19 protein-coding genes are annotated in these 22297 nt (G+C 44.4%); 5 read left to right on the top strand and 14 right to left on the bottom strand.

Features of this window, described 5'->3' with window-relative positions:
- Nucleotides 1–4: 4 nt before the first annotated feature.
- From rsmG to L3V23_RS20170, 11 genes are all read right to left on the bottom strand, one after another.
- Nucleotides 5–634 carry a 16S rRNA (guanine(527)-N(7))-methyltransferase RsmG gene (rsmG, locus tag L3V23_RS20220; protein ID WP_102955602.1) on the bottom strand — a complete coding sequence of 210 codons (630 nt, stop codon included), beginning with the start codon at nt 632–634 and terminating at the stop codon, nt 5–7.
- Nucleotides 634–2529: a tRNA uridine-5-carboxymethylaminomethyl(34) synthesis enzyme MnmG gene (gene mnmG, locus L3V23_RS20215; RefSeq protein ID WP_102955601.1), complete on the bottom strand. Its 1896-nt coding sequence runs from the start codon at nt 2527–2529 to the stop codon at nt 634–636. Before mnmG ends, rsmG begins: the two co-directional genes overlap by 1 nt.
- 483 nt (nt 2530–3012) lie before the next feature.
- Nucleotides 3013–3450: an FMN-binding protein MioC gene (gene mioC / locus L3V23_RS20210; protein WP_042489530.1), complete on the bottom strand. Its 438-nt coding sequence runs from the start codon at nt 3448–3450 to the stop codon at nt 3013–3015.
- A gap of 11 nt (nt 3451–3461) precedes the next feature.
- A complete protein-coding gene (gene mnmE / locus L3V23_RS20205; protein ID WP_042489528.1) occupies nt 3462–4823 on the bottom strand; it encodes a tRNA uridine-5-carboxymethylaminomethyl(34) synthesis GTPase MnmE in 1362 nt (453 codons plus the stop codon).
- Between the two features lie 98 nt (nt 4824–4921).
- Complete coding sequence (gene yidC / locus L3V23_RS20200) at nt 4922–6544, bottom strand: membrane protein insertase YidC (protein ID WP_237292833.1); 1623 nt, start codon at nt 6542–6544, stop codon at nt 4922–4924.
- A gap of 2 nt (nt 6545–6546) precedes the next feature.
- On the bottom strand, nt 6547–6804 hold the full coding sequence (yidD, locus tag L3V23_RS20195; protein ID WP_081878773.1) for a membrane protein insertion efficiency factor YidD: 258 nt from the start codon (nt 6802–6804) through the stop codon (nt 6547–6549).
- A complete protein-coding gene (rnpA, locus tag L3V23_RS20190; protein ID WP_237292831.1) occupies nt 6771–7094 on the bottom strand; it encodes a ribonuclease P protein component in 324 nt (107 codons plus the stop codon). Before rnpA ends, yidD begins: the two co-directional genes overlap by 34 nt.
- Nucleotides 7095–7140: 46 nt before the next feature.
- Complete coding sequence (rpmH, locus tag L3V23_RS20185) at nt 7141–7278, bottom strand: 50S ribosomal protein L34 (RefSeq protein ID WP_004728723.1); 138 nt, start codon at nt 7276–7278, stop codon at nt 7141–7143.
- A 252-nt stretch (nt 7279–7530) separates the two neighbouring features.
- The gene (locus tag L3V23_RS20180; RefSeq protein ID WP_102955599.1) at nt 7531–8268 is read right to left on the bottom strand and encodes an amino acid ABC transporter ATP-binding protein; all 738 of its coding nucleotides are present in this window, start codon (nt 8266–8268) and stop codon (nt 7531–7533) included.
- Nucleotides 8265–8936 carry an amino acid ABC transporter permease gene (locus L3V23_RS20175; protein ID WP_237292830.1) on the bottom strand — a complete coding sequence of 224 codons (672 nt, stop codon included), beginning with the start codon at nt 8934–8936 and terminating at the stop codon, nt 8265–8267. The genes L3V23_RS20180 and L3V23_RS20175 overlap by 4 nt, the downstream gene beginning before the upstream one ends.
- A gap of 71 nt (nt 8937–9007) precedes the next feature.
- Nucleotides 9008–9754 carry an amino acid ABC transporter substrate-binding protein gene (locus L3V23_RS20170; RefSeq protein ID WP_102955598.1) on the bottom strand — a complete coding sequence of 249 codons (747 nt, stop codon included), beginning with the start codon at nt 9752–9754 and terminating at the stop codon, nt 9008–9010.
- Between the two features lie 297 nt (nt 9755–10051).
- Between L3V23_RS20170 and dnaA the strand changes: the two genes are divergently transcribed.
- The 4 genes from dnaA to gyrB are packed head-to-tail and all read left to right on the top strand — an operon-like array spanning nt 10052 to nt 16153.
- Nucleotides 10052–11455 carry a chromosomal replication initiator protein DnaA gene (dnaA, locus tag L3V23_RS20165; protein ID WP_042489512.1) on the top strand — a complete coding sequence of 468 codons (1404 nt, stop codon included), beginning with the start codon at nt 10052–10054 and terminating at the stop codon, nt 11453–11455.
- A 60-nt stretch (nt 11456–11515) separates the two neighbouring features.
- Nucleotides 11516–12616, top strand: coding sequence for a DNA polymerase III subunit beta (gene dnaN / locus L3V23_RS20160; RefSeq protein WP_042489509.1), 1101 nt, complete (start codon nt 11516–11518; stop codon nt 12614–12616).
- Nucleotides 12617–12636: 20 nt separating this feature from the next.
- Entirely contained in the window at nt 12637–13716 is a 1080-nt protein-coding gene (gene recF, locus L3V23_RS20155) for a DNA replication/repair protein RecF (RefSeq protein WP_042489506.1), read from the top strand.
- Nucleotides 13717–13735: 19 nt separating this feature from the next.
- Nucleotides 13736–16153: a DNA topoisomerase (ATP-hydrolyzing) subunit B gene (gene gyrB, locus L3V23_RS20150; protein ID WP_102967064.1), complete on the top strand. Its 2418-nt coding sequence runs from the start codon at nt 13736–13738 to the stop codon at nt 16151–16153.
- A gap of 95 nt (nt 16154–16248) precedes the next feature.
- Here the strand turns inward: gyrB and L3V23_RS20145 are convergent, their stop codons facing one another.
- Complete coding sequence (locus L3V23_RS20145; RefSeq protein WP_237292828.1) at nt 16249–17826, bottom strand: AMP-binding protein; 1578 nt, start codon at nt 17824–17826, stop codon at nt 16249–16251.
- A 469-nt stretch (nt 17827–18295) separates the two neighbouring features.
- On the opposite strand from L3V23_RS20145, the gene L3V23_RS20140 reads away from it, so the two are divergent.
- Nucleotides 18296–18730, top strand: a complete 435-nt coding sequence (locus L3V23_RS20140) for an Hsp20 family protein (protein WP_042489497.1) — start codon at nt 18296–18298, stop codon at nt 18728–18730.
- A 40-nt stretch (nt 18731–18770) separates the two neighbouring features.
- Here the strand turns inward: L3V23_RS20140 and L3V23_RS20135 are convergent, their stop codons facing one another.
- Complete coding sequence (locus tag L3V23_RS20135; RefSeq protein ID WP_237292826.1) at nt 18771–20021, bottom strand: valine--pyruvate transaminase; 1251 nt, start codon at nt 20019–20021, stop codon at nt 18771–18773.
- Between the two features lie 208 nt (nt 20022–20229).
- Entirely contained in the window at nt 20230–22296 is a 2067-nt protein-coding gene (glyS, locus tag L3V23_RS20130; RefSeq protein WP_237292824.1) for a glycine--tRNA ligase subunit beta, read from the bottom strand.
- Nucleotide 22297 lies beyond the last annotated feature (1 nt).

Here is a 22297-nt window from a genome sequence, read left to right as displayed (position 1 = left end):
GCTGTTATCCCTTTCGGGATAAGATTACAAGATGACGCTCGCCTTCTAACTCTGGAACTTTCAAAGCTTTGACATCGGTCACAGAACACCATTCAGGTAACAGGCTTATCTCTTCCTGCGGCAATTGTCCTTTAAGGGCAAAAAACACACCTGAATTAGCTCGCGGTAAGTGCTGGCACCACTCAACCATATCGGACATAGAAGCAAAAGCTCGGCTCAGAACTGCGTCAAATCCGCCTTCCGGATCGAACTCTTCAACACGGCTCTGAACAGCAACAACGTTAACAATACCAAGCTCATGAAGAACTTGCTTAATAAAGCGAATGCGTTTACCTAAGCTATCCAGTAAGACAAATTCCTTTTCTGGATTCATGATAGCCAGAGGAATGCCAGGTAAACCTGGCCCTGTTCCAACGTCAATAAAGCGCTCACCATCAAGGTAAGGGCTTACAACTATGCTATCAAGGATATGTTTCACTAACATATCTGCAGGGTCTCTTACTGATGTAAGATTGTACGCTTTGTTCCACTTATTCAGCAGTCCAACATAACCTAGTAGTTGCTCACGTTGCTTATCTGATACGTCTAAGTCAGTTTTGGCGATTAACGAATCTAATTTAGCGCGTAAATCCATTAAGCAGCCTCTCCTTTCTTGAGCATGCCTTGTTTTTTCAGGTGAACCAACAAGATAGAGATCGCTGCAGGAGTAATACCAGAGATACGTGACGCAATACCAACCGTTTCAGGTTTAGCTGCGTTGAGCTTCAAGACTACCTCGTTCGATAGACCTTTAACTTGCTTGTAATCAAGATCCGCTGGCAATTTAGTATTTTCGTGACGCAAAGACTTCTCGATCTCGTCTTTTTGACGCTCGATATAACCTTCGTACTTAACCTGAATCTCCACTTGTTCAGCAGCTTCTGCATCGTCAAGCGCAGGACCAAACTCAGGGAGAGAAACAAGCGCATCGTAATCCACTTCTGGACGACGAAGTAAATCTTCACCACTCGCTTCACGCGACATTGGCGTTTTGAGCAGTGCGTTCAGAGCATCAATGCCTTTCGAGTTCGGGTTCATCCAAGTCTCTTTTAGGCGCTGACGTTCTTTTTCCATATTGTCGATTTTCTGGTTGAAACGAGCCCAACGCTCATCAGACACTAAACCAAGCTCGCGCGCTTTTTCTGTTAACCGAAGATCAGCGTTGTCTTCACGAAGTAACAAACGGTATTCAGCACGTGATGTGAACATGCGGTACGGTTCTTTCGTACCCATGGTCGATAGATCGTCGATCAACACGCCCATGTAGGCTTGATCACGGCGTGGGCTCCAGCCTTCTTTGCCTTGGCTGTACAAACTTGCGTTTAAACCTGCCATCAGACCTTGTGCGGCAGCCTCTTCGTAACCCGTGGTACCGTTAATTTGTCCTGCGAAGAACAAACCTTGAATAAACTTAGTTTCATAAGTCTGCTTCAAATCACGAGGATCGAAGAAATCGTATTCGATTGCATAACCAGGACGAACGATGTGTGCGTTTTCAAAACCTTTCATTGAACGAACAATTTGAACTTGAACATCAAAAGGTAAGCTGGTGGATATACCGTTTGGATAAAGTTCAGTCGTGTTCAAACCTTCTGGTTCGATAAAGATTTGATGGCTGTTTTTATCAGCAAAACGCATCACTTTGTCTTCGATAGACGGACAGTAACGTGGACCAATTCCTTCAATCACGCCAGCATACATAGGGCTGCGGTCCAGATTAGAACGAATCACATCATGTGTCTGCTCGTTTGTATGAGTGATGTAACAAGGAATCTGACGCGGATGTTGCTCACGTTTGCCCATAAATGAGAAAACAGGCGTTGGATTGTCACCATGCTGAGCTTCCAGCACGGAAAAATCGACACTGTTTGCGTCAATACGTGGTGGCGTACCTGTTTTAAGTCGATCAACTCGGAATGGCAATTCACGTAATCGATCCGCTAAAGCGATCGATGGTGGATCGCCTGCACGACCGCCAGAGAAGTTTTCCATACCAATGTGGATCTTTCCACCAAGGAAGGTACCAACGGTCAACACAACCGCTTTGGAGCGGAATTTAACGCCCATCTGAGTCACCACACCCAGCACTTGATCGTTCTCGACGATAAGATCATCTGCTGCTTGTTGGAAAAGCGTCAGATTTGGTGTGTTTTCCAGTGTGCTGCGTACGTAGGCTTTGTATAAAGCTCGGTCAGCTTGCGCGCGAGTTGCACGAACTGCTGGACCTTTAGAAGCATTCAGTGTTCTGAACTGAATACCTGCATGGTCAATAGCTTGCGCCATTAAACCACCCATAGCATCTACTTCTTTAACTAAGTGGCCTTTACCAATGCCACCGATCGCTGGGTTACAAGACATCTGTCCTAGCGTGTCAATATTATGCGTTAGAAGTAACGTACTTTGTCCTGTACGTGCGGCTGCGAGAGCGGCTTCCGTTCCTGCGTGACCGCCACCAACCACAATGACGTCAAATGTTTCGTGATAAAGCATGAACGACCTCAGGTATTCAATGAGATTAAGATTAAACAAAAGAGACGTATTCTACCCTCTTTCCTAAGTCTAGAAAATCGCTTTTCTATATTTTCCTCTCACTACCGATAACTTAATATATATAAGATCTTTATATAGAGATCTTTTATTACTCTTACTATTAGGATCGACGATCTCTGTGGATAAGTGGAAAATGATCAACAAGATCATGGTTCTTTAATGGATCAGAACTTGTGATCTACACATGATCTTATTGCGTATTAGCTGGGATCAAAATTGCCAGTTATGCACAACCCCCTAAACTGATCAAAGTTGTTATTGGGATAACTATAGGTTGATCACCGGATAAAGGTGTAGTTATCCACAAGTGATTTGTTTGAAATAGCATCAATATTGAATAAGTTTACAGTTCAATTTTAAGTTTATTTTCTTTCAAGTATAAAAAAAGCAGCGTTTCCGCTGCTGTTCTTATCAATTTTGTGCTTATTTAAGCTGGTGGATGATGCTTTTCAGCCACTCTTCTGCGGCATCTTCAGGAACTGGATGCTCTTGAATATCGATAGTAAAACACTCAGATAGCGGAGTTGCACCGATATCCTCAAGCAGTGCATGAGCATGCTTGCCTGCGGCACAAAAGGTGTCATAGCTTGAATCACCAATCGCAACAACCGCAAATTTTAAGTTGCTGGTTCTCGGTGGTGTATTTTGCAATGCTGCTATAAAAGGCTGAATGTTATCAGGATAATCTCCAGCACCATGAGTCGAGGTGACGATTAGCCAAGTACCGTCTGCTGGAATTTCTTCAAATGCAGGTTGGTTGTGGATCGTCGTTTCCAATGACTGCTCTTGAAGTAAATCACTGAGATGATCGCCCACGTATTCAGCACCGCCAAGGGTGCTACCCGTAATTATATGGATCATAGTGCTCCGCTTTATTTACCAATACAGAAAGATGAGAAGATTCGGCCCAATAGGTCGTCTGAGCTGAATTCACCGGTAATTTCGTTTAAGTGTTGCTGAGTAATACGCAGCTCTTCCGCTAATATTTCACCAGCCATGTAGCCTTCAAGTTGTTGCTGACCTATGTCTAGGTGCTCTGCGGCACGTTCCAGAGCTTCTAAGTGGCGACGACGCGCCATAAAGCCACCTTCTTGGTTACCAGAGAAGCCCATACACTCTTTTAAGTGTGTTCTCAGAGCTTCTACACCTTCGCCAGTCTTCGCTGAAAGACGGATTAATGTTGGTGTGCTCACATGGCAAATGCCCAGCGTTTCACCTGTTTGATCCACTTTATTACGAATAACCGTCATACCCATGTTGTCTGGTAGACGATCAACGAAGTCTGGCCAAATATCTTCAGGGTTAGTGGCATCTGTTGTGGTGCCATCAACCATGAACAGTACTCGGTCAGCTTGCTTTATTTCGTCCCAAGCGCGCTCAATACCGATTTTTTCTACTTCATCTGAAGCATCACGAAGGCCCGCTGTATCAATAATGTGCAGCGGCATACCGTCTATATGGATATGCTCACGCAGAACGTCACGAGTGGTACCTGCGATATCCGTTACGATAGCGGACTCTTTACCTGACAAAGCATTCAGTAGACTGGACTTACCGGCATTTGGTCGGCCAGCGATTACGACTTTCATGCCTTCACGTAAAATGGCACCTTGGTTGGCTTCTTTACGTACAGCATTCAGGTTATCAATAATTGCTTGCAGATCAGCGGCGACTTTACCATCGGCCAAGAAATCAATTTCTTCTTCTGGAAAGTCAATCGCAGCTTCCACATAGATACGCAGGTAAATAAGTGACTCCACCAGCGTGTTGATACGTTGTGAAAACTGTCCTTGCAAAGATTGCAGTGCTGATTTCGCCGCTTGTTCAGAGCTGGCGTCGATCAAATCCGCAATGGCTTCCGCTTGGGTTAAGTCCATTTTGTCATTGAGGAACGCGCGCTCTGAAAACTCACCTGGTCGTGCTGGGCGAACGCCTGAAATTTTCAAAATACGCTTAATCAGCATATCCATTACTACCGGACCACCATGGCCTTGCAGCTCTAATACGTCTTCGCCAGTAAATGAGTTCGGGTTAGGGAAGTAAAGCGCAATGCCTTGGTCCAGCTCTAGACCGCTTTCATCTTTGAAAGGCAAGTACTCCGCATAGCGCGGTTTTAACGTTCGTCCCGTTACTTCTAAAGCAACCTGAGCCGCCTTTGGACCAGAGACACGGATAATGCCTACACCGCCTCGTCCAGGGGCTGTTGCTTGAGCAACGATGGTATCAGTTGTCATAAAGGTTGTTACCTAAATACATTTCGAATTAGCGTCATTGTAATCAGCAAAAAACAAAAAGGCGACCTTTTGGCCGCCTTTGCTGATTCATCATTAACTTACTTAGAGTGTAAGCCTTTCTTCTCTAGCGCTTTGTAAATCAAAGTCTGCTGAATCAGAGTCACGACGTTCGATACCAACCAGTAAAGAACCAGACCTGAAGGGAAGAACAAGAAGAAGAATGTGAACATCACCGGCATGAAAGTCATGATCTTTTGTTGCATTGGATCAGTAACTGTCGTTGGGCTCATCTTCTGAATCATGAACATACTTGCACCCATTAATAGTGGCAAGATGTAGTATGGGTCTTGTGCTGACAAGTCATGAATCCAACCAAAGAATGGTGAGTGACGTAGTTCAACAGATTCCATTAGTGCCCAGTATAGCGAGATGAAAATTGGCATCTGTAGGAAGATTGGTAAACAGCCACCAAGTGGGTTTACTTTCTCTGTCTTGTACAGTTCCATCATCTCTTGGCTCATGCGTTGACGGTCGTCGCCAATACGCTCACGCATTGCTTGCAGTTTAGGTTGCAGCATGCGCATTTTCGCCATAGATGTGTATTGAGCTTTAGTTAGTGGGTACATAGCACCACGAACGATGAAGGTCAGACACATAATTGCTAGACCCCAGTTCACTACAATGCCTTGAATGAAAGAAAGCAGTGAGTGTAGAGGTTTTGCGATGAACCATAACCAACCGTAATCCACTACAAGGTCTAGGCTTGGTGCAACCGCAGCCATTTCATCTTGCAGTTTTGGACCAACCCATAGCGTAGATGTGAAGGTTTCTTGAGTACCATCAGCCAAGGTTTTGTTTGGCATACGAATACCGATATCACCTAAGTTACCGATAATACGAGAGTAGATATTAGTGCCCGGTTCGTTACGTGGAATCCACGCTGTTGCGAAGTAGTGTTGGATCATTGCTGCCCAACCAGTACCGCTTGGTAGGTTGATAGACAGGTTACGATCTTGCATATCGTCGAAGCTGTACTTTTTGTAACGAGTATCTTCACTTGAGTATGCGCCGCCACGATAAGTTGGCATTGCTAAGCTACCGCCAGAATCTTGTAGATTTTGACGTAGGTGCGCGTACATACCCATAGTTGCGTTGCTGCCAGAGTGGTTAACAACGTTGAATTCAACGTCGATAGCATAGCTGTCACGCTTGATGATGAAGGTTTTGGTGTACTCAATACCGTTTGCTGAATAAGTCATCGGAACACGAAGTTCGTCCTGACCGTCTGCTAGCGTGTAGCTGTCAGCGTCAACATGATAATTTGGACGTGTAGTGCTGCTTAGGTCGATACCTTGAGGACCGATCAAGCCACTTTGAGCAATAAACTGGTGTCCTTGCTCATTTTTAAGTAGTTGGAATGGAGTCTCTGAATCTAGTTCTTCTGCATACTGATTAAGTTTTGCAGAAACAACATCACCGCCAACTGTGTCAATCGACAGAGTTAGTACATCTGAAGTAACGGTAATCGTTTTTGCAACAGCACTAGTTTGAGATGGTGCTGGGTCAAACTCATCTGCAAATGATGGTGCAGGTACTGTATTGCCTGATTGAGCCTGTTCAACCGCTTGCGGAGCTGGATTCTTAGCTACTTGCCATTGTTGGAAGAGTAAAAAAGAAACCAGAGCCAAAGCGATTAACAGGATATTACGTTGAGAATCCATCGTTAATTATCTCTGTCGTGTTTTTGGATCGGTGGAACGGGGTCAAACCCGCCTTCATTCAAAGGGTGGCATTTTAATAGACGTTTGCCAGATAACCAACACCCTTTTACAAAACCGTGAACTCTCAGAGCTTCTATCGCATATGAGGAACAGGTTGGAGTAAACCGGCAGCGAGGGCCGATAAGCGGACTAATAGTCCATTGGTAAAGTTTTACTAAACCAATGGCTATCCACGTGAAGGGCGAGATAGGCGTTGCCATAACTTTTCGAACAAAGTAAATAGTTCTTCATTGCTCAAATACTGCGCGCTATTTTTCGCTATTACAACAAAATCTTTATTAGGAAGTTTGTGCTGTTGTAGACGAAAACTTTCTCTAGATAAACGCTTAAAGCGGTTACGACCAACGGCAGTTTTAATTTGTTTTTTTGGAACAGCTAAACCTAAACGAGGGTGAGAAAGATTATTGTTGCGGGCAATGATTGTGAAATGAGGAGAGCCAGCTCGATGAGCTTGCTGAAAGACATTTTTATAATGCTCGGGAGTTAACAAGCGTAACTCCCGATTGAATGCGTACGTACTCAAAATAATTTATGGATTATTTTGAAAGGCGCTTACGGCCTTTTGCACGACGTGCATTAATTACTTTACGACCGTTCGCTGTCGCCATGCGAGCACGGAAACCGTGAGTACGCTTGCGCTTTAGAACTGTAGGTTGAAAAGTGCGTTTGCTCATTGTAAATACCTTACTGATCAGTAGTTTTTAGGTTTGTTAAACCCGGCGTGGGCTTTGTGTCTTCTCTTTATATAAAGAAAGGACTATCCGACGCCTCTCAACAAAGAGGCGGAATTGTAATCACTGTCACAAAAGGTGTCAATGATTGGGTTTGCCGAAGTCCTGTTCAGTTTCTCAAATTACTAAGAAATCGAGGCTTCGGTTTTTCCGGTCGGGCGATTATACGGAGTCTCGGTAAAATCTCAAGGATCCTTATTCGATCCCAACCATATTTAAGAATTTCTTTAAACGAGGATCCTGTGGATTACCAAATATATCCTGTGGAGAACCTTGTTCGACGATATTGCCTTCAGCCATGAAGATCACTCTATCCGCGACTTCTCTGGCAAACTGCATCTCGTGAGTAACCACTAACATCGTTTGATGTTGCGTGGCGAGTTTTTTCATCAGCGCAAGAACTTCACCGACCCATTCTGGATCCAGTGCAGATGTTGGCTCATCAAACAGCAGTAGTTCAGGTTGCTGTGCCATTGCTCTGCCAATACCCACTCGTTGCTGCTGGCCACCAGAAAGCGCAGAAGGGTAACTGTCTCCCTTGTCGCCAAGTCCAATGTCATCAAGTATCTGTTGAGCTCGTGCTAAAGCATCGCTCTTTTTCCAGCCTTTCACTGTAATTAGACCTTCAGCGATGTTCTGTCTTGCTGTCATATGAGAGAACAAGGCGTAGTTCTGAAAGACAAACCCCGTTTTGCGTCTAAGCGCTAACACTTCCGATTTGCTGTGTGATTGGCAATCAACGGCCACGTTATCAATAGTGATCGTGCCTTGGTCTGCTTGCTCTAGGAAGTTAACACAACGCAACAGCGTTGATTTACCTGTACCACTTGAACCGATAATAACGATGATCTCTCCTTTATTAATAGAGAGATCGATGCCTTTAAGAACTTCGCTATCGCCAAAGCGTTTGTGAATGTTAGTTAAGTTGATCATCTTACATACGCCTTGTTGAGTTTATTTTCAGCCCACATCTGTACTCGTGTCAGAACCACAACCACAGCCCAGTAAATCAATGCTACTGCTAGGAATGCTTCAAAAAAGCGAAAACTGGATGATGCTTCCATCTGAGCTTTAGCCATAATTTCCGCAACACCCAAAGTAAAGGCGAGGGAGGTCGACTTAATCATATCAATGAAGTAGTTCATCAGTGACGGCAAAGCCACACGTGTTGCTTGCGGTAATATAATGCGACGCATAGCCTGACTAGTGGTCATTCCCACAGAGAGGCTGGCTTCCATCTGGCTACGGTCAATACCAATAATCGCCGCACGAATACTTTCTGCCATGTAGGCGGAGAAATGCAACGTGATACCAATAACCGCGGCACTGAAAGCATCAATACCGACTAGGATCGGGAATATCTGTGGCAAACCATAATAAAGAAGGAACAGCTGTACTAATAGTGGTGTTCCACGGAAGAAGCTGATGTAGAGCTGACTAAGCTGATCAAGAACCGGAACTTTGAACACCCGAATATTGGCCAAGATTACAGAAAGAATCAGAGAGAAAAACATTCCCCATGTCGCCATTTCCATGGTGGTGCCAAGATACTTGAGCAGTATCGGCATCAGATCCAGCATGTATTGAAAGTCAAAACCCATTTACTTCCCCTTAAAGACAACAAAAGGCGGGATCATACAATCCCACCTCTTTAAAAGTACAGTCTAGCTTATTAATTAGTAATATCAGTGCCAAACCACTTGTTAGAGATCGCGCTTAGCGTACCGTCTGCACGGATTGCTGCAAGCGCTTTGTTAACTTCAGCTTGTAGTTTCTGACCTTTTTCGTTGTTCAGGAATGGCCAAGCATTTTCAATGGTTTCGAAAGGCTTACCTGCAAGTTGCAGTGGTAGACCTGTTTTCTCGATAGTCTCTAGCACTGATAGACGGTCCATTACGAATGCGTCAGCACGGCCAAGAGCAACATCATGTTCAATACCAGTGTCGTACGTCTTAATGTTGATTTTACCGTCTTTGTCGTAGTCACGTAGTAGCTGTTCAAAGTTTGAACCTAGGTTAACGGCAACTGTTTTGCCTGCAAGGTCTTCAATACCTTTGATGCTGCTGTTACCTTTACGAACCGCGATCTGTGCACCGTCAATAACATATGGGTCTGCAAACAGGTATTTCGCTTTACGTGCGTCGGTAATCGTAATTTGGTTAGAAATCGTATCGATACGACCTGTTTCTAGTAGACCAAATAGACCAGAGAAGTTTGAAGTAACAAACTCAACCTTGTAATCATTGCGTTTAGCAATTTCATTCCATACATCGACTTCAAAACCTTGAAGTTGGTCTTGCTTAACAAATGTGAATGGGAAGTAACGGCCAGACATGCCGACTTTAATATCTGTTGTTGCTTGAGCTGCTGAAGCTGCCAATACAAGAGAGGCTACTGCGAGTTTAATCCAGTTTTTCATTTTCTAACTCCGAATGAATATAGGGCAGAATGTTACTGGTAAATGTTAGTACAGAACAAATAACCTTATGTTATTAACAATAACCATAATAAGTTTTTATTTTGGGATAACTCACTAATTTTCTGGGATATGTGGGTAAAAATGGGGATGTTTATGTAGATCTTCATAATTGAGACGGAAATATTGTGAATAACTTTGATCTTATTCACTGGATCTTCGATCAATCGCTGGCGATCTTAGTTATCAACAGGTAGAATTATCAACCTTTATCGATCATCAGATTAGAGTGAGAGCACAGTGTCATCTTCGCTTTGGTTGCAATGTTTGCAACAGCTTCAAGAAGAATTACCAGCCGCAGAATTCAGCATGTGGGTTCGTCCGCTACAAGCGGAGCTCAATGATAATACTCTCACTTTGTTTGCCCCTAACCGTTTTGTGCTTGATTGGGTTCGCGATAAGTACATCAACAACATTAACTTATTGTTGAGAGAGTATTGCGGCAACGATGTACCAAGCCTGCGTTTTGAAGTGGGTAGTAAACCTGTAGCGGCTGTGAAGCCAGCGCCAAAGCGCTCAGCTGCAGACGTGGCAGCAGAATCATCTGCGCCAGCTCAACTAGCTCAGCGTCGTCCTGTTCATAAAACATGGGATGATGAATCCGTTGAAGCGGATATTACTTATCGTTCTAACGTCAACCCTAAGCATAAGTTCAATAACTTCGTTGAAGGTAAATCGAACCAGTTAGGTTTGGCTGCTGCTCGTCAGGTGGCGGACAATCCGGGTGCTGCGTATAACCCTCTATTCTTATACGGTGGCACGGGCTTAGGTAAAACTCACCTTTTACACGCTGTGGGTAATGCGATTGTCGATAACAAACCGAATGCTAAAGTGGTTTACATGCACTCTGAGCGTTTCGTTCAGGACATGGTTAAAGCACTGCAAAATAACGCGATTGAAGAATTTAAACGTTACTACCGTAGCGTTGATGCGTTATTGATCGATGATATTCAATTCTTTGCCAATAAAGAGCGCTCTCAAGAAGAGTTCTTCCATACTTTCAACGCTTTGTTGGAAGGTAACCAGCAAATCATCTTAACTTCTGACCGTTATCCTAAAGAGATAAATGGCGTAGAAGATCGCCTTAAATCTCGCTTCGGTTGGGGTTTGACGGTGGCGATTGAACCACCAGAGCTAGAAACTCGCGTGGCGATTTTGATGAAGAAAGCGGAAGATCACCAAATTCATCTGCCAGATGAAGTGGCGTTCTTTATTGCGAAACGTCTGCGTTCAAACGTTCGTGAGTTGGAAGGGGCACTTAACCGTGTTATCGCCAATGCGAACTTTACCGGTCGTCCAATTACCATTGATTTTGTTCGTGAAGCGCTGCGTGACTTATTAGCTCTGCAAGAAAAGCTGGTCACCATTGATAATATTCAAAAGACAGTCGCAGAGTACTACAAAATTAAAATGGCGGATTTACTTTCAAAACGCCGTTCACGTTCTGTTGCGCGTCCTCGTCAATTAGCAATGGCGCTAGCGAAAGAACTCACCAACCACAGCTTACCAGAAATTGGTGATGCTTTTGGTGGTCGCGACCATACCACTGTGCTTCACGCATGTCGTAAAATTGAGCAACTGCGCGAAGAGAGCCACGACATAAAAGAAGACTATTCGAATTTGATTCGCACGCTTTCATCATAATTGCGCTATAGTTTGCGCTGATTTTGCGTCGTTAATCCGTCTATCGTTTAAGAGCACACTATGAAATTTACTATCGAACGTAGCCACTTCATTAAACCTCTACAACAAGTTTCCGGCACTTTAGGTGGCCGAGCGTCACTGCCTATATTAGGTAATTTGCTGATTAAAGTTGAAGACAATCAATTGTCGATGACGGCAACGGATTTAGAAGTTGAACTGATCAGCCGAGTGACGTTGGAAGGGGATTTTGAAGCAGGCAGCATTACCGTTCCGGCGCGTAAATTTCTCGATATTTGCCGAGGTCTTCCAGACTCAGCGGTGATCACTGTGCTTTTAGAAGGTGATCGCATTCAAGTTCGTTCTGGGCGAAGCCGATTCTCATTAGCGACTCTGCCAGCGAACGATTTCCCAAATATCGAAGATTGGCAAAGTGAAGTTGAAATTTCACTCACTCAGGCAGAGCTTCGTGGTTTGATAGAGAAAACGCAATTTTCGATGGCAAACCAAGACGTGCGTTACTACCTAAACGGTATGCTGTTTGAAATTGATGGCAGCACGCTTCGTTCAGTAGCAACTGATGGTCACCGTATGGCGGTTTCTCAAACCGAATTAGGTGCAGATTTTGCTCATAAGCAAATCATCCTACCGCGTAAAGGTGTATTGGAATTAGTGAAGCTGCTGGATGCTCCAGAACAATCTGTGGTACTGCAAATTGGTAGCTCAAATCTGCGTGCAGATGTGAACAATTTTGTTTTCACTTCTAAGCTGGTTGATGGTCGTTTCCCTGATTATCGACGCGTAATGCCGCAAAGTACCAACAAAGTATTGCTTGCTAACTGTGATGAGTTGCGTCAGTGTTTTTCACGCGCTGCGATTTTATCGAATGAAAAATTCCGTGGTGTGCGAGTGAATCTTGATGAAAACGAAATGCGCATCACAGCAAACAACCCGGAACAGGAAGAAGCGGAAGAGGTGTTAGATGTTACCTTCGAAGGAGACGCCATTGAGATCGGCTTCAACGTAAGCTATATCCTCGATGTGTTGAATACCCTTCGTTGTGATAACGTACGTATCTCTATGTCAGATGCTAATGCCAGTGCGCTGGTGGAAAATGCGGAAGATGACAGCGCGATGTACGTCGTGATGCCAATTCGCCTGTAACCAAGAGTTAACTACGCGCTATGCCGCTAACCCGTCTGGTTATTCAGCAATTTCGTAATATTAGAGCCTGTGATATTTCATTATCATCAGGCTTTAACTTTCTTATTGGTGTCAACGGAAGTGGCAAAACCAGCGTCTTAGAAGCAATTTATCTGCTTGGGCATGGTCGCTCTTTTAAAAGTTCGCTCACTGGTCGAGTGATTCAAAATGAGTGCTCTGAACTGTTTGTTCACGGGCGTTTTTTGACATCGGATCAATTTGAGTTACCTATTGGTATTAATAAGCAGCGCGACGGTTCAACTGAGGTTAAAATAGGCGGTCAATCTGGGCAAAAATTGGCACAGTTGGCACAAGTTTTACCATTGCAGTTGATTCATCCTGAAGGCTTTGATTTATTAACGGATGGACCGAAACAGCGTCGATCATTTATTGATTGGGGTGTGTTTCATTCTGAACCTGCATTCTATGATGCATGGGGAAGATTTAAGCGTTTAAGTAAACAGCGTAATGCATTACTCAAAACAGCAACCAGCTATCGTGAGCTGAGTTATTGGGATCAAGAATTAGCCTTGTTGGCTGAAAATATTGACCAATGGCGCAGAACTTACGTCGAACAAATGAAAGTTGTCGCAGAAGAGTTATGCCGCACGTTTTTACCCGAGTTTGATATTGCGGTAAAGTACTACCGCGGTTGGGATAAAGAGACCCCATACCAGCAGATATTAGAAAAGAACTTCGAACGCGATCAACAGCTTGGCTACACCTTCAGTGGCCCAAATAAAGCTGATTTGAAGATAAAAGTTAACGGTACTCCGGTGGAAGATGTGCTTTCACGGGGGCAACTGAAATTAATGGTGTGTGCACTACGTGTCGCACAGGGCCAACACTTAACTGAGTTGACCGGGAAGCAATGCATCTACTTAATTGATGATTTTGCTTCCGAACTCGATAGCCAGCGTCGTAAGCGTCTTGCAGACTGCTTGAAGGCGACGCAGGCTCAAGTTTTTGTAAGTTCTATTACACAAAGCCAAGTTGCCGACATGGTCGAGCCAAACAGCAAGATGTTTCATGTGGAACATGGCACAATAGAGCAAGGATAATTTAGTCAGAGAGTAACTCATGTCGAATAATTACGATTCATCGAGTATTAAGGTACTAAAGGGTCTGGACGCAGTACGTAAACGTCCAGGTATGTACATCGGGGACACTGATGATGGCACCGGTCTACACCACATGGTTTTTGAGGTGGTGGATAACTCAATAGATGAAGCGTTAGCAGGTCACTGTAAAGACATCATCGTTACTATTCACGAAGATAACTCAGTATCGGTTAGCGATGACGGCCGTGGTATCCCAACTGAACTGCACGAAGAAGAAAATGTTTCTGCGGCAGAAGTTATCATGACAGTACTGCACGCTGGTGGTAAGTTCGATGATAACTCTTACAAAGTATCAGGTGGTCTGCATGGCGTAGGTGTGTCAGTGGTTAACGCACTATCAGAAAAAGTGCTTCTGACTATTTACCGCGGTGGTCACATCCATACTCAAACCTATCGCCATGGTGTGCCTCAAGCGCCACTAAGCGTTGTTGGTGATACTGAAAAAACAGGTACAACGGTTCGTTTCTGGCCAAGTGCTGACACCTTTACCAATATCGAATTTCATTACGATATTCTTGCGAAACGTCTACGTGAGCTTTCATTCCTAAACTCAGGCGTATCAATCAAACTGATTGATGAGCGTGAAGAAGATAAACAAGACCACTTTATGTATGAAGGTGGTATCCAAGCGTTTGTTACTCACCTTAACCGCAACAAAACTCCGATTCATGAGAAAGTTTTCCACTTTAACTCAGAACGTGAAGACGGTATTAGCGTTGAAGTGGCGATGCAGTGGAACGACGGTTTCCAAGAAGGTATTTACTGCTTTACCAACAACATCCCACAGCGTGATGGTGGTACTCACTTAGCCGGTTTCCGTGCAGCGTTAACTCGTACGTTAAACACCTACATGGATAAAGAAGGCTACAGCAAGAAAGCCAAAACAGCGACATCTGGTGACGATGCGCGTGAAGGTTTGACTGCGGTTGTCTCGGTTAAAGTTCCAGATCCAAAATTCTCAAGCCAAACCAAAGACAAACTGGTTTCTTCTGAAGTGAAATCTGCAGTTGAATCTGCAATGGGCGAGAAACTTAACGAGTTCCTAGCTGAGCATCCTTCTGAAGCAAAAATGGTGTGTAGCAAAATTATCGATGCGGCACGTGCACGTGAAGCAGCGCGTAAAGCTCGTGAGATGACTCGTCGTAAAGGCGCGTTGGACCTTGCTGGTCTTCCAGGTAAACTTGCTGACTGTCAGGAAAAAGATCCTGCACTGTCTGAACTGTACATAGTGGAGGGTGACTCTGCTGGCGGTTCAGCTAAGCAGGGACGTAACCGTAAGAACCAAGCAATTCTTCCGCTGAAAGGTAAGATTCTAAACGTTGAAAAAGCACGTTTTGATAAAATGCTTTCTTCTCAGGAAGTGGCAACACTGATTACTGCATTAGGTTGTGGTATCGGTCGCGATGAATACAACCCAGATAAACTGCGCTACCACAACATCATCATCATGACCGATGCGGACGTCGATGGTTCGCACATTCGTACGCTACTGTTGACCTTCTTCTACCGTCAAATGCCTGAGCTTATTGAGCGTGGCTACATCTACATTGCACAGCCACCGCTTTACAAAGTGAAGAAAGGTAAACAAGAGCAATACATCAAAGATGAAGAAGCTATGGAACAATACCAAGTTTCTCTCGCGTTAGATGGCGCAGCACTGCATGTCAATGCGGATGCTCCGGCATTGGCTGGTGCTCCACTTGAGCAGCTTGTACACCAGTACAATGCTGCGGTTAAGCTAGTTGGTCGTATGAGTCGTCGTTACCCATACGCGATGGTTCAGGAATTCATGTATGTGCCTCGATTGACGGCTGAACAATGCCAAGATCAGGCGGCAGTAGATGCTTGGACGGCAGTTTTAGTTGATCAGCTTAACGCAAAAGAGTCTGGTGCGAGCCAATACAGCTACCAAGTAGAACACAATGAAGAGCAAAATGTTTATGCGCCTAAGATTGTCGTTCGTACTCATGGTGTGACTTACGAATACTTGATCAGTGTAGACCTGCTTAACTCAAGAGAGTACAGCAAGCTGGCTGACGCTTCAGAAGCACTACGTGGTTTGATTGAAGAGGGTGCATTTATCAAACGTGGTGAACGTACTCAACCAGTAGATAGCTTTGCTTCTGCGCTTGATTGGTTAATTAAAGAGTCTCGTCGTGGTCTTTCTTTACAACGATACAAAGGTCTTGGTGAGATGAACCCTGATCAGCTTTGGGAAACCACGATGGACCCAGAAACTCGTCGTATGATGCAAGTAACCATTGAAGATGCGGTCGGTGCTGATGAGCTGTTTACTACTCTAATGGGTGACCAAGTTGAACCTCGTCGTGCGTTTATTGAAAACAACGCACTGAAAGTAGCTAACTTAGACGTGTAGTTAGCTTGGACGTATAGTCTGAGTTATTCGAAATAGTAAAAGGCGCACTTTAAAGTGCGCCTTTTTTATGCTTGCCGTTTTACTTTAGCCTTTAGCTATTGAGCATTACGTAGCTCTCGACGCAGTACTTTCCCAACCGCAGATTTTGGTAGTTGCTCATGGAAAGTAATTCGTTTTGGCACTTTATAGTTGGTGAGGTGCTGTCGACAGAAGTGGATAATATCGCCTTCGTCTAATGGCTCTAGTGTTGCGACATGAGCATGTACTAACTCACCAGTATGTTCGTCATGATCGCCGACAACCGCGGCTTCAAAGATGTGTTGGTGGCTACATAGAATATCTTCTACTTCATTTGGATAAACATTGAAGCCAGAGACGATAATCATATCCTTCAGGCGATCGACTATTTGCACTTGGCCGTCGGTTTTAATCAAGCCGACATCACCCGTTTTAAAGAAACCATTAATAATTGAGTTGTTGGTTTCATCTGGTCGTTGCCAGTAGCCCGGCATGACCTGTGGCCCTTTCACCACCAATTCTCCAACTTCTCCTTGCGCGAGAGGTTGATTATTGATGTCCCAAACTTGGACTTCGGTTTCAAGTAGTGGAATACCGACACAACCAACTTGTTCTTTACCAAATTCGTTAAGGGTAATCACTGGTGACGTTTCAGATAATCCCCAACCTTCCGTGATGGTGCACCCTGTTGTTTGGTACCAGACATGAAACGCTTTGCTGGTCAGCATAGAACCGCCGGAAACCGTGACTTTCAGGTGACTAAAATCGACAGATGAAATCTCTGGATGCTGGCAGAGCCCCATAAACAGCGTATTGATGCCGGATAAGCCAGAGAAACGAACGTTTTTCAACGTATTAACGAAACCATCCATATCACGTGGATTAGGGATGAGAATATTTTGAACCCCAACGCTGAACAGGCTGATCATATTCACGGTAAACGCGTAGATGTGATAAAGCGGTAGCGGGCAAACAAAGCTGTCTTCACCTTCAATCATCTTCTGTGTGAGACGAATGTTCATCTGAGCTGCATTGGTCATAAGGTTGCTATGTGTCAGGCAAGCTCCTTTAGATACACCTGTTGTGCCACCCGTGTACTGAATAACGGCAATATCATCTGCAATTGCACTGTTTTCGTCGACGACAGGTAGGTGTTTACCTGCGGATATGGCGCTATTAAAGTCGCTATAAGTGCCGCGATCTTGTTCTTGTTGGGTTAGCAGATCTGGTGCGGCAGTAACGATCACATGCTTGATATTCAGCTCAGATTCTATTGCTTGGTATTTTGGTACTAAGTCTTCCAGAATGATCAGTGCTTTTGCGCCGGAATCACTAAACTGATGTTTCATCTCTCTAGAGGTGTAGAGAGGATTGGTATTAACAATAATCAGCCCTGCTCGTAGTGCGGCATAAGCGGCAATAGGGTACTGAGTTAAGTTCGGTAGCTGAATGGCGATTCGGTCACCGGCTTCTAGTCCGCATTCATGGCGCAACCACTGTGATAAGTAGCGTGATTTTTGCTCAATATCCTCATAAGTCAATGTTTGACCTAAACAATGAAACGCAGGCTTATCGCTATAGCGAGAAAATCCATCTTCAAGTAGTTGAGCTAGGTTATTGAATTTATTTGTGTAGTGGTAAGCATCTTTAATCATGTTCTATTCATTCCTTTTATGCATGACGGCAGATACGGTGTAGGAGTCTATCTTGGTTTAGCACCGTCATCAGGCTTATTAGATATGCAATTGTGGGAGAATGATGACTCAATATTCTTTTAACATTGCATTAACAATAAGCGAGTCTAACTGACCCAAATTTTTTGGCTATAGTCCTGAACGGTATATTGTGCGGATTGGCACTAATTTGTGATAGGCATCCAATACTCTTGATACTTTTATCATTTTTTATGCAATCAGATGCCAGACGAGTTGCCTCTATAAAAAACAAAAAATTTTTTAAGTGAGACTTGAAAGAGTAAAAGGTGGCCTTATATCTATTTACGAAGCAGGAAATGCCGCAGCTGGTGGGTTTCCACTGACTCGTCCAAAAGGAGAGTCCGCTTCATTATTTAGCATCTAATCAATGCATCATTTAAAAATATTGCTTCACAGAAGGATACTTATTATGAGAACTGTAGATTTTACTCCTCTATACCGCAACGCAATTGGTTTTGATCGTCTTCTTAATATGATGGAAGCGAACGCAGCAAAAAATAGCCAAGGCGGTTTTCCTCCATACAATATCGAGCAGCAAGAAGAGAATAAGTTCCGCATTACTATGGCGGTGGCTGGATTTGCTGACGAAGAGCTAGATATCACTCAACAAGAAAACACCTTGATTGTTCGTGGTGAGCGTAAACCAACAGAAGAAAAAAAATACGTTTATCAGGGCATTGCCGAGCGTGATTTCGAGCGTAAGTTCCAATTAGCTGACTACGTAAAAGTGATTGGTGCCAATATGGAGAATGGTTTGCTACACATTGATTTGGAACGTGAAATTCCAGAAGTGATGCAACCACGAAAAATAGCCATTAACGGCAAGCACTTACTAGAGAATTAATATGAAAGAGCCCGCGAAAGCGGGCTTTTTTGTGTCTGTTTTATGCTTCCTGATACGCTTTCTTCACTTCTTCAGCGATCACTGCAATGCCTTTTTGCATCGCTTCATCGTCCTGAACGTAGTTCATGCGCAGACACTGATGTGCATGAGCCCAATCTTCTTTCTGACCAATAAAGAAATACTCACCCGGAACAATCAGAACACCGCGATCTTTCAGGCGTTTGTAGAGCTCCATAGTGGTGATTGGCAGTTCATCAAACCATAGCCAAAGGAAAATCGCGCCTTCAGGTTTATGAATGCGGAAACGCTTATCATCGATAGCCTGTTGTAGAAGTTCTACTGCACGTTGAGACTTCTGTTTATAGAAAGGCTTAATCACCTCTTCACTCAGACGCAATAAGTCATTCTTTTCAATGATGCGGTGTGCCAAAGCTGGGCCAATACTGCCCGGCGCTAAGCTGATGATGCCATTCATATTGCTTAGCGCTTCCGTTACCTGTTCATTGGCAATCACGATACCGCAGCGTACGCCCGGTAGACCGAGTTTTGATAAGCTCATGCAAAGAATGGTGTTTTCATTCCAGAACGGTTCTACATCTTCAAAGATGATGTTTGGGAACGGTACACCATAAGCGTTATCCACCAGTAGCGGGATATTGTTCTCACGAGCCAATTGGTCGAGCTTGTGGATCTCTTCCTCGGTTAACACGTTACCTGTTGGGTTGGTTGGACGAGAGGCGCAGATAGCGGCAACAGAATCGTCGATTTTTAGCTGCTCAAAATCGACATGGTATTTGAACAGACCGTTATCCAGTAGTTCGATCTCTGGGTGGTATGAAACGAAAATATCTTCGTCGATACCCGCATCACCATAACCAATGTATTCCGGTGCTAGAGGCAATAAAATCTTCTTAAAGCTGCCATCTGGTTGCTTACCAGCAAACAGGTTGAACAGGTAGAAGAAACCACTTTGGCTGCCGTTGGTTAAGCTGATGTTCTTTTCTGTAATGTCCCAGCCATAGGTATCACGCAGCAGTTTTGCCAACGCGCTGATAAACACATCTTTGCCTTGAGGGCCGTCGTAGTTGGTCATTCCAGCCAGTAAAGAGCCATCGGCCAGCATTTCTTCGGTTGTCAGTCGGAAATAATCGAGCATTTCAGGAATGGCGGCAGGGTTACCTCCACCAAGCATGATGGCACCCGGTGTGCGTAAACCATCATTCAAATCGTCCATTAATTGGGTTATTCCAGAATATCGATTAAATTTCTCGCCAAAAGTTGAAAACTGCATTACTGACTACCTGGGGTTGTGTTTATTTGAGTATTGCCGGCGGATAGATTCTCAGCCGTTTAGAATAGTTCCTGAACATACCGTAATGCTTTTGTGAGGCAAAGCACTATTTCTTATGATGTAAAAAAAGCGGCGCAACTCGGAGGAGTCAGGCCGCTTTTTCAAGCTTTAGTGGGATAATCTCAGTGTTATAAACTGAGTTACTCCATTACTTTTGTAGTAATGAGATATCCGCAATTTGCAGGAACAAGTTACGTAGGTTGTTAAGCAGAGTTAAGCGGTTTTTCTTCAACGCTTCATCATCTGCCATTACCATTACGTTATCAAAGAACGCATCTACTGGCTCGCGTAGTGCAGCAAGTTGGCTCAATGCTTGTTGATAGTTACCCGTTGCAAATGCAGGCTCTAACGCTTCAGTGAGAACTTCAACGTTTTCAGCCAGAGCTTTCTCTGCATCTTCCTGAAGAAGAGACAGTTCGATCTCTGCTGGCAGTTCGCCTTCGAATTTCGCCAGAATGTTACCCACGCGTTTGTTTGCTGCTGCAAGTGATTCTGCTGCATCCAACTCGCGGAAGTGAGAAACCGCTTTAACACGTTGGTCAAAGTCTGCTGGTTTAGTTGGGCGACGAGCCAGTACCGCTTGGATGATGTCTACGCTGAAACCTTCATCTTGGTACCATGCACGGAAACGACCTAGCATAAATTCAATCACATCTTGCTCTACGCTTTCGTTGGTTAAACGATCACCGAACAGTGATTTCGCTTTCGCGACTAAGTCTACTAAATCTAGGTTGTAACCGTATTCAACAATGATACGCAGAACACCCAGTGATGCGCGGCGTAGTGCAAATGGATCACTGCCTTTTGGTGCTTGGCCAATACCGAAGATACCTACGATAGTGTCCAACTTATCCGCCATAGCAACCGCTGCTGATACACCGTTGGTTGGCAGGCTGTCGCCAGCGAAACGAGGCATGTATTGCTCGTTAAGTGCTACCGCAACTTCTTCTGCTTCACCGTCGTGGCGTGCGTAGTGCATGCCCATAACACCTTGAGTATCGGTAAACTCGAATACCATTGATGTCATTAGGTCACATTTTGCTAGCAAGCCAGCACGTTTTGATTTCTCAACATCCGCACCGATTTGCTCAGCAATGTAGCCTGCAAGTTCAGTAATACGGTCTGTTTTGTCTTTGATGGTGCCCAGTTTTTGCTGGAAGATTGCCGTTTCTAGCTGAGGAAGGCGATCAACCAGTTTGCTCTTCAGGTCAGTGTTGAAGAAGAACTCTGCATCAGCAAGACGTGGACGAACTACTTTCTCGTTACCTTCGATAACATGGCGAGGCTCTTTAGACTCGATGTTTGATACGAAGATAAAGTTAGGCAGCAGTTTCTTATCTGCGTCATACACTGGGAAGTACTTCTGGTCGCCTTTCATGGTGTAAACCAAAGCTTCTGAAGGTACTTTGAGGAACTTTTCTTCAAACTTAGCAGTAAGCACAACAGGCCATTCAACCAGTGAAGTTACTTCTTCTACTAGGTCATCTTCTAGGTCAGCAACACCGCCAACTTGTTGTGCTGCTTTTTGTGCATCAGCGATGATAGTAGCTTTACGAGCATCGTAATCAGCGATGACTTTGCCACGCTCTTCCAGAATCGCTGGGTATTGAGATGCAGAATCGATAGTAAATTCTGCTTCACCCATGAAACGGTGACCACGGATAGTACGAGAAGAACTCACACCAAGGATTTCACCTTCGATAAGTTCATCACCGAACAGAATGGTTAGCGTTTTTACTGGACGGATAAATTGAGTTTCTTTATCACCCCAACGCATTGGTTTCGCGATAGGCAGGTTAGCCAGTGCTTTTGCTGCAAGTTCAACAACAACCGCTTTTGCTTCTTGGCCTTTCACTTCTTGTTTGTAAAGCAGCCATTCACCTTGGTCTGTCTTTAGGCGATCTGCTTGTTCAACAGTGATGCCGTTACCACGAGCCCAGCCTTCAGCAGCTTTGGTTGGTTTACCATCTGCATCAAAAGCAACCGCAATCGCAGGACCACGTTTTTCAACTACTTTATCCGCTTGGCCTTCAGCAAGGTTAGCGACTTTAAGAGCCAAACGACGTGGCGTTGCAAACCACTTGATGCCTTCATGAGCAAGGTCTGCGGCTTTTAATTCAGCTTCAAAGTTTGCAGCAAATGCTTCCGCTAGCGTGCGAAGTTGCTTTGGTGGTAACTCTTCAGTACCGAGTTCAATTAGAAATTCTTTTGCCATC

The sequence above is a fragment of the Vibrio sp. A1-b2 genome, assembly GCF_021726015.1.
In the GTDB taxonomy this organism is placed as follows: Bacteria; Pseudomonadota; Gammaproteobacteria; order Enterobacterales; family Vibrionaceae; genus Vibrio; species Vibrio diazotrophicus.
The sequence above is the reverse complement of the archived record's forward strand: the minus strand, read 5'-3'. Positions and strand labels throughout refer to the sequence as shown.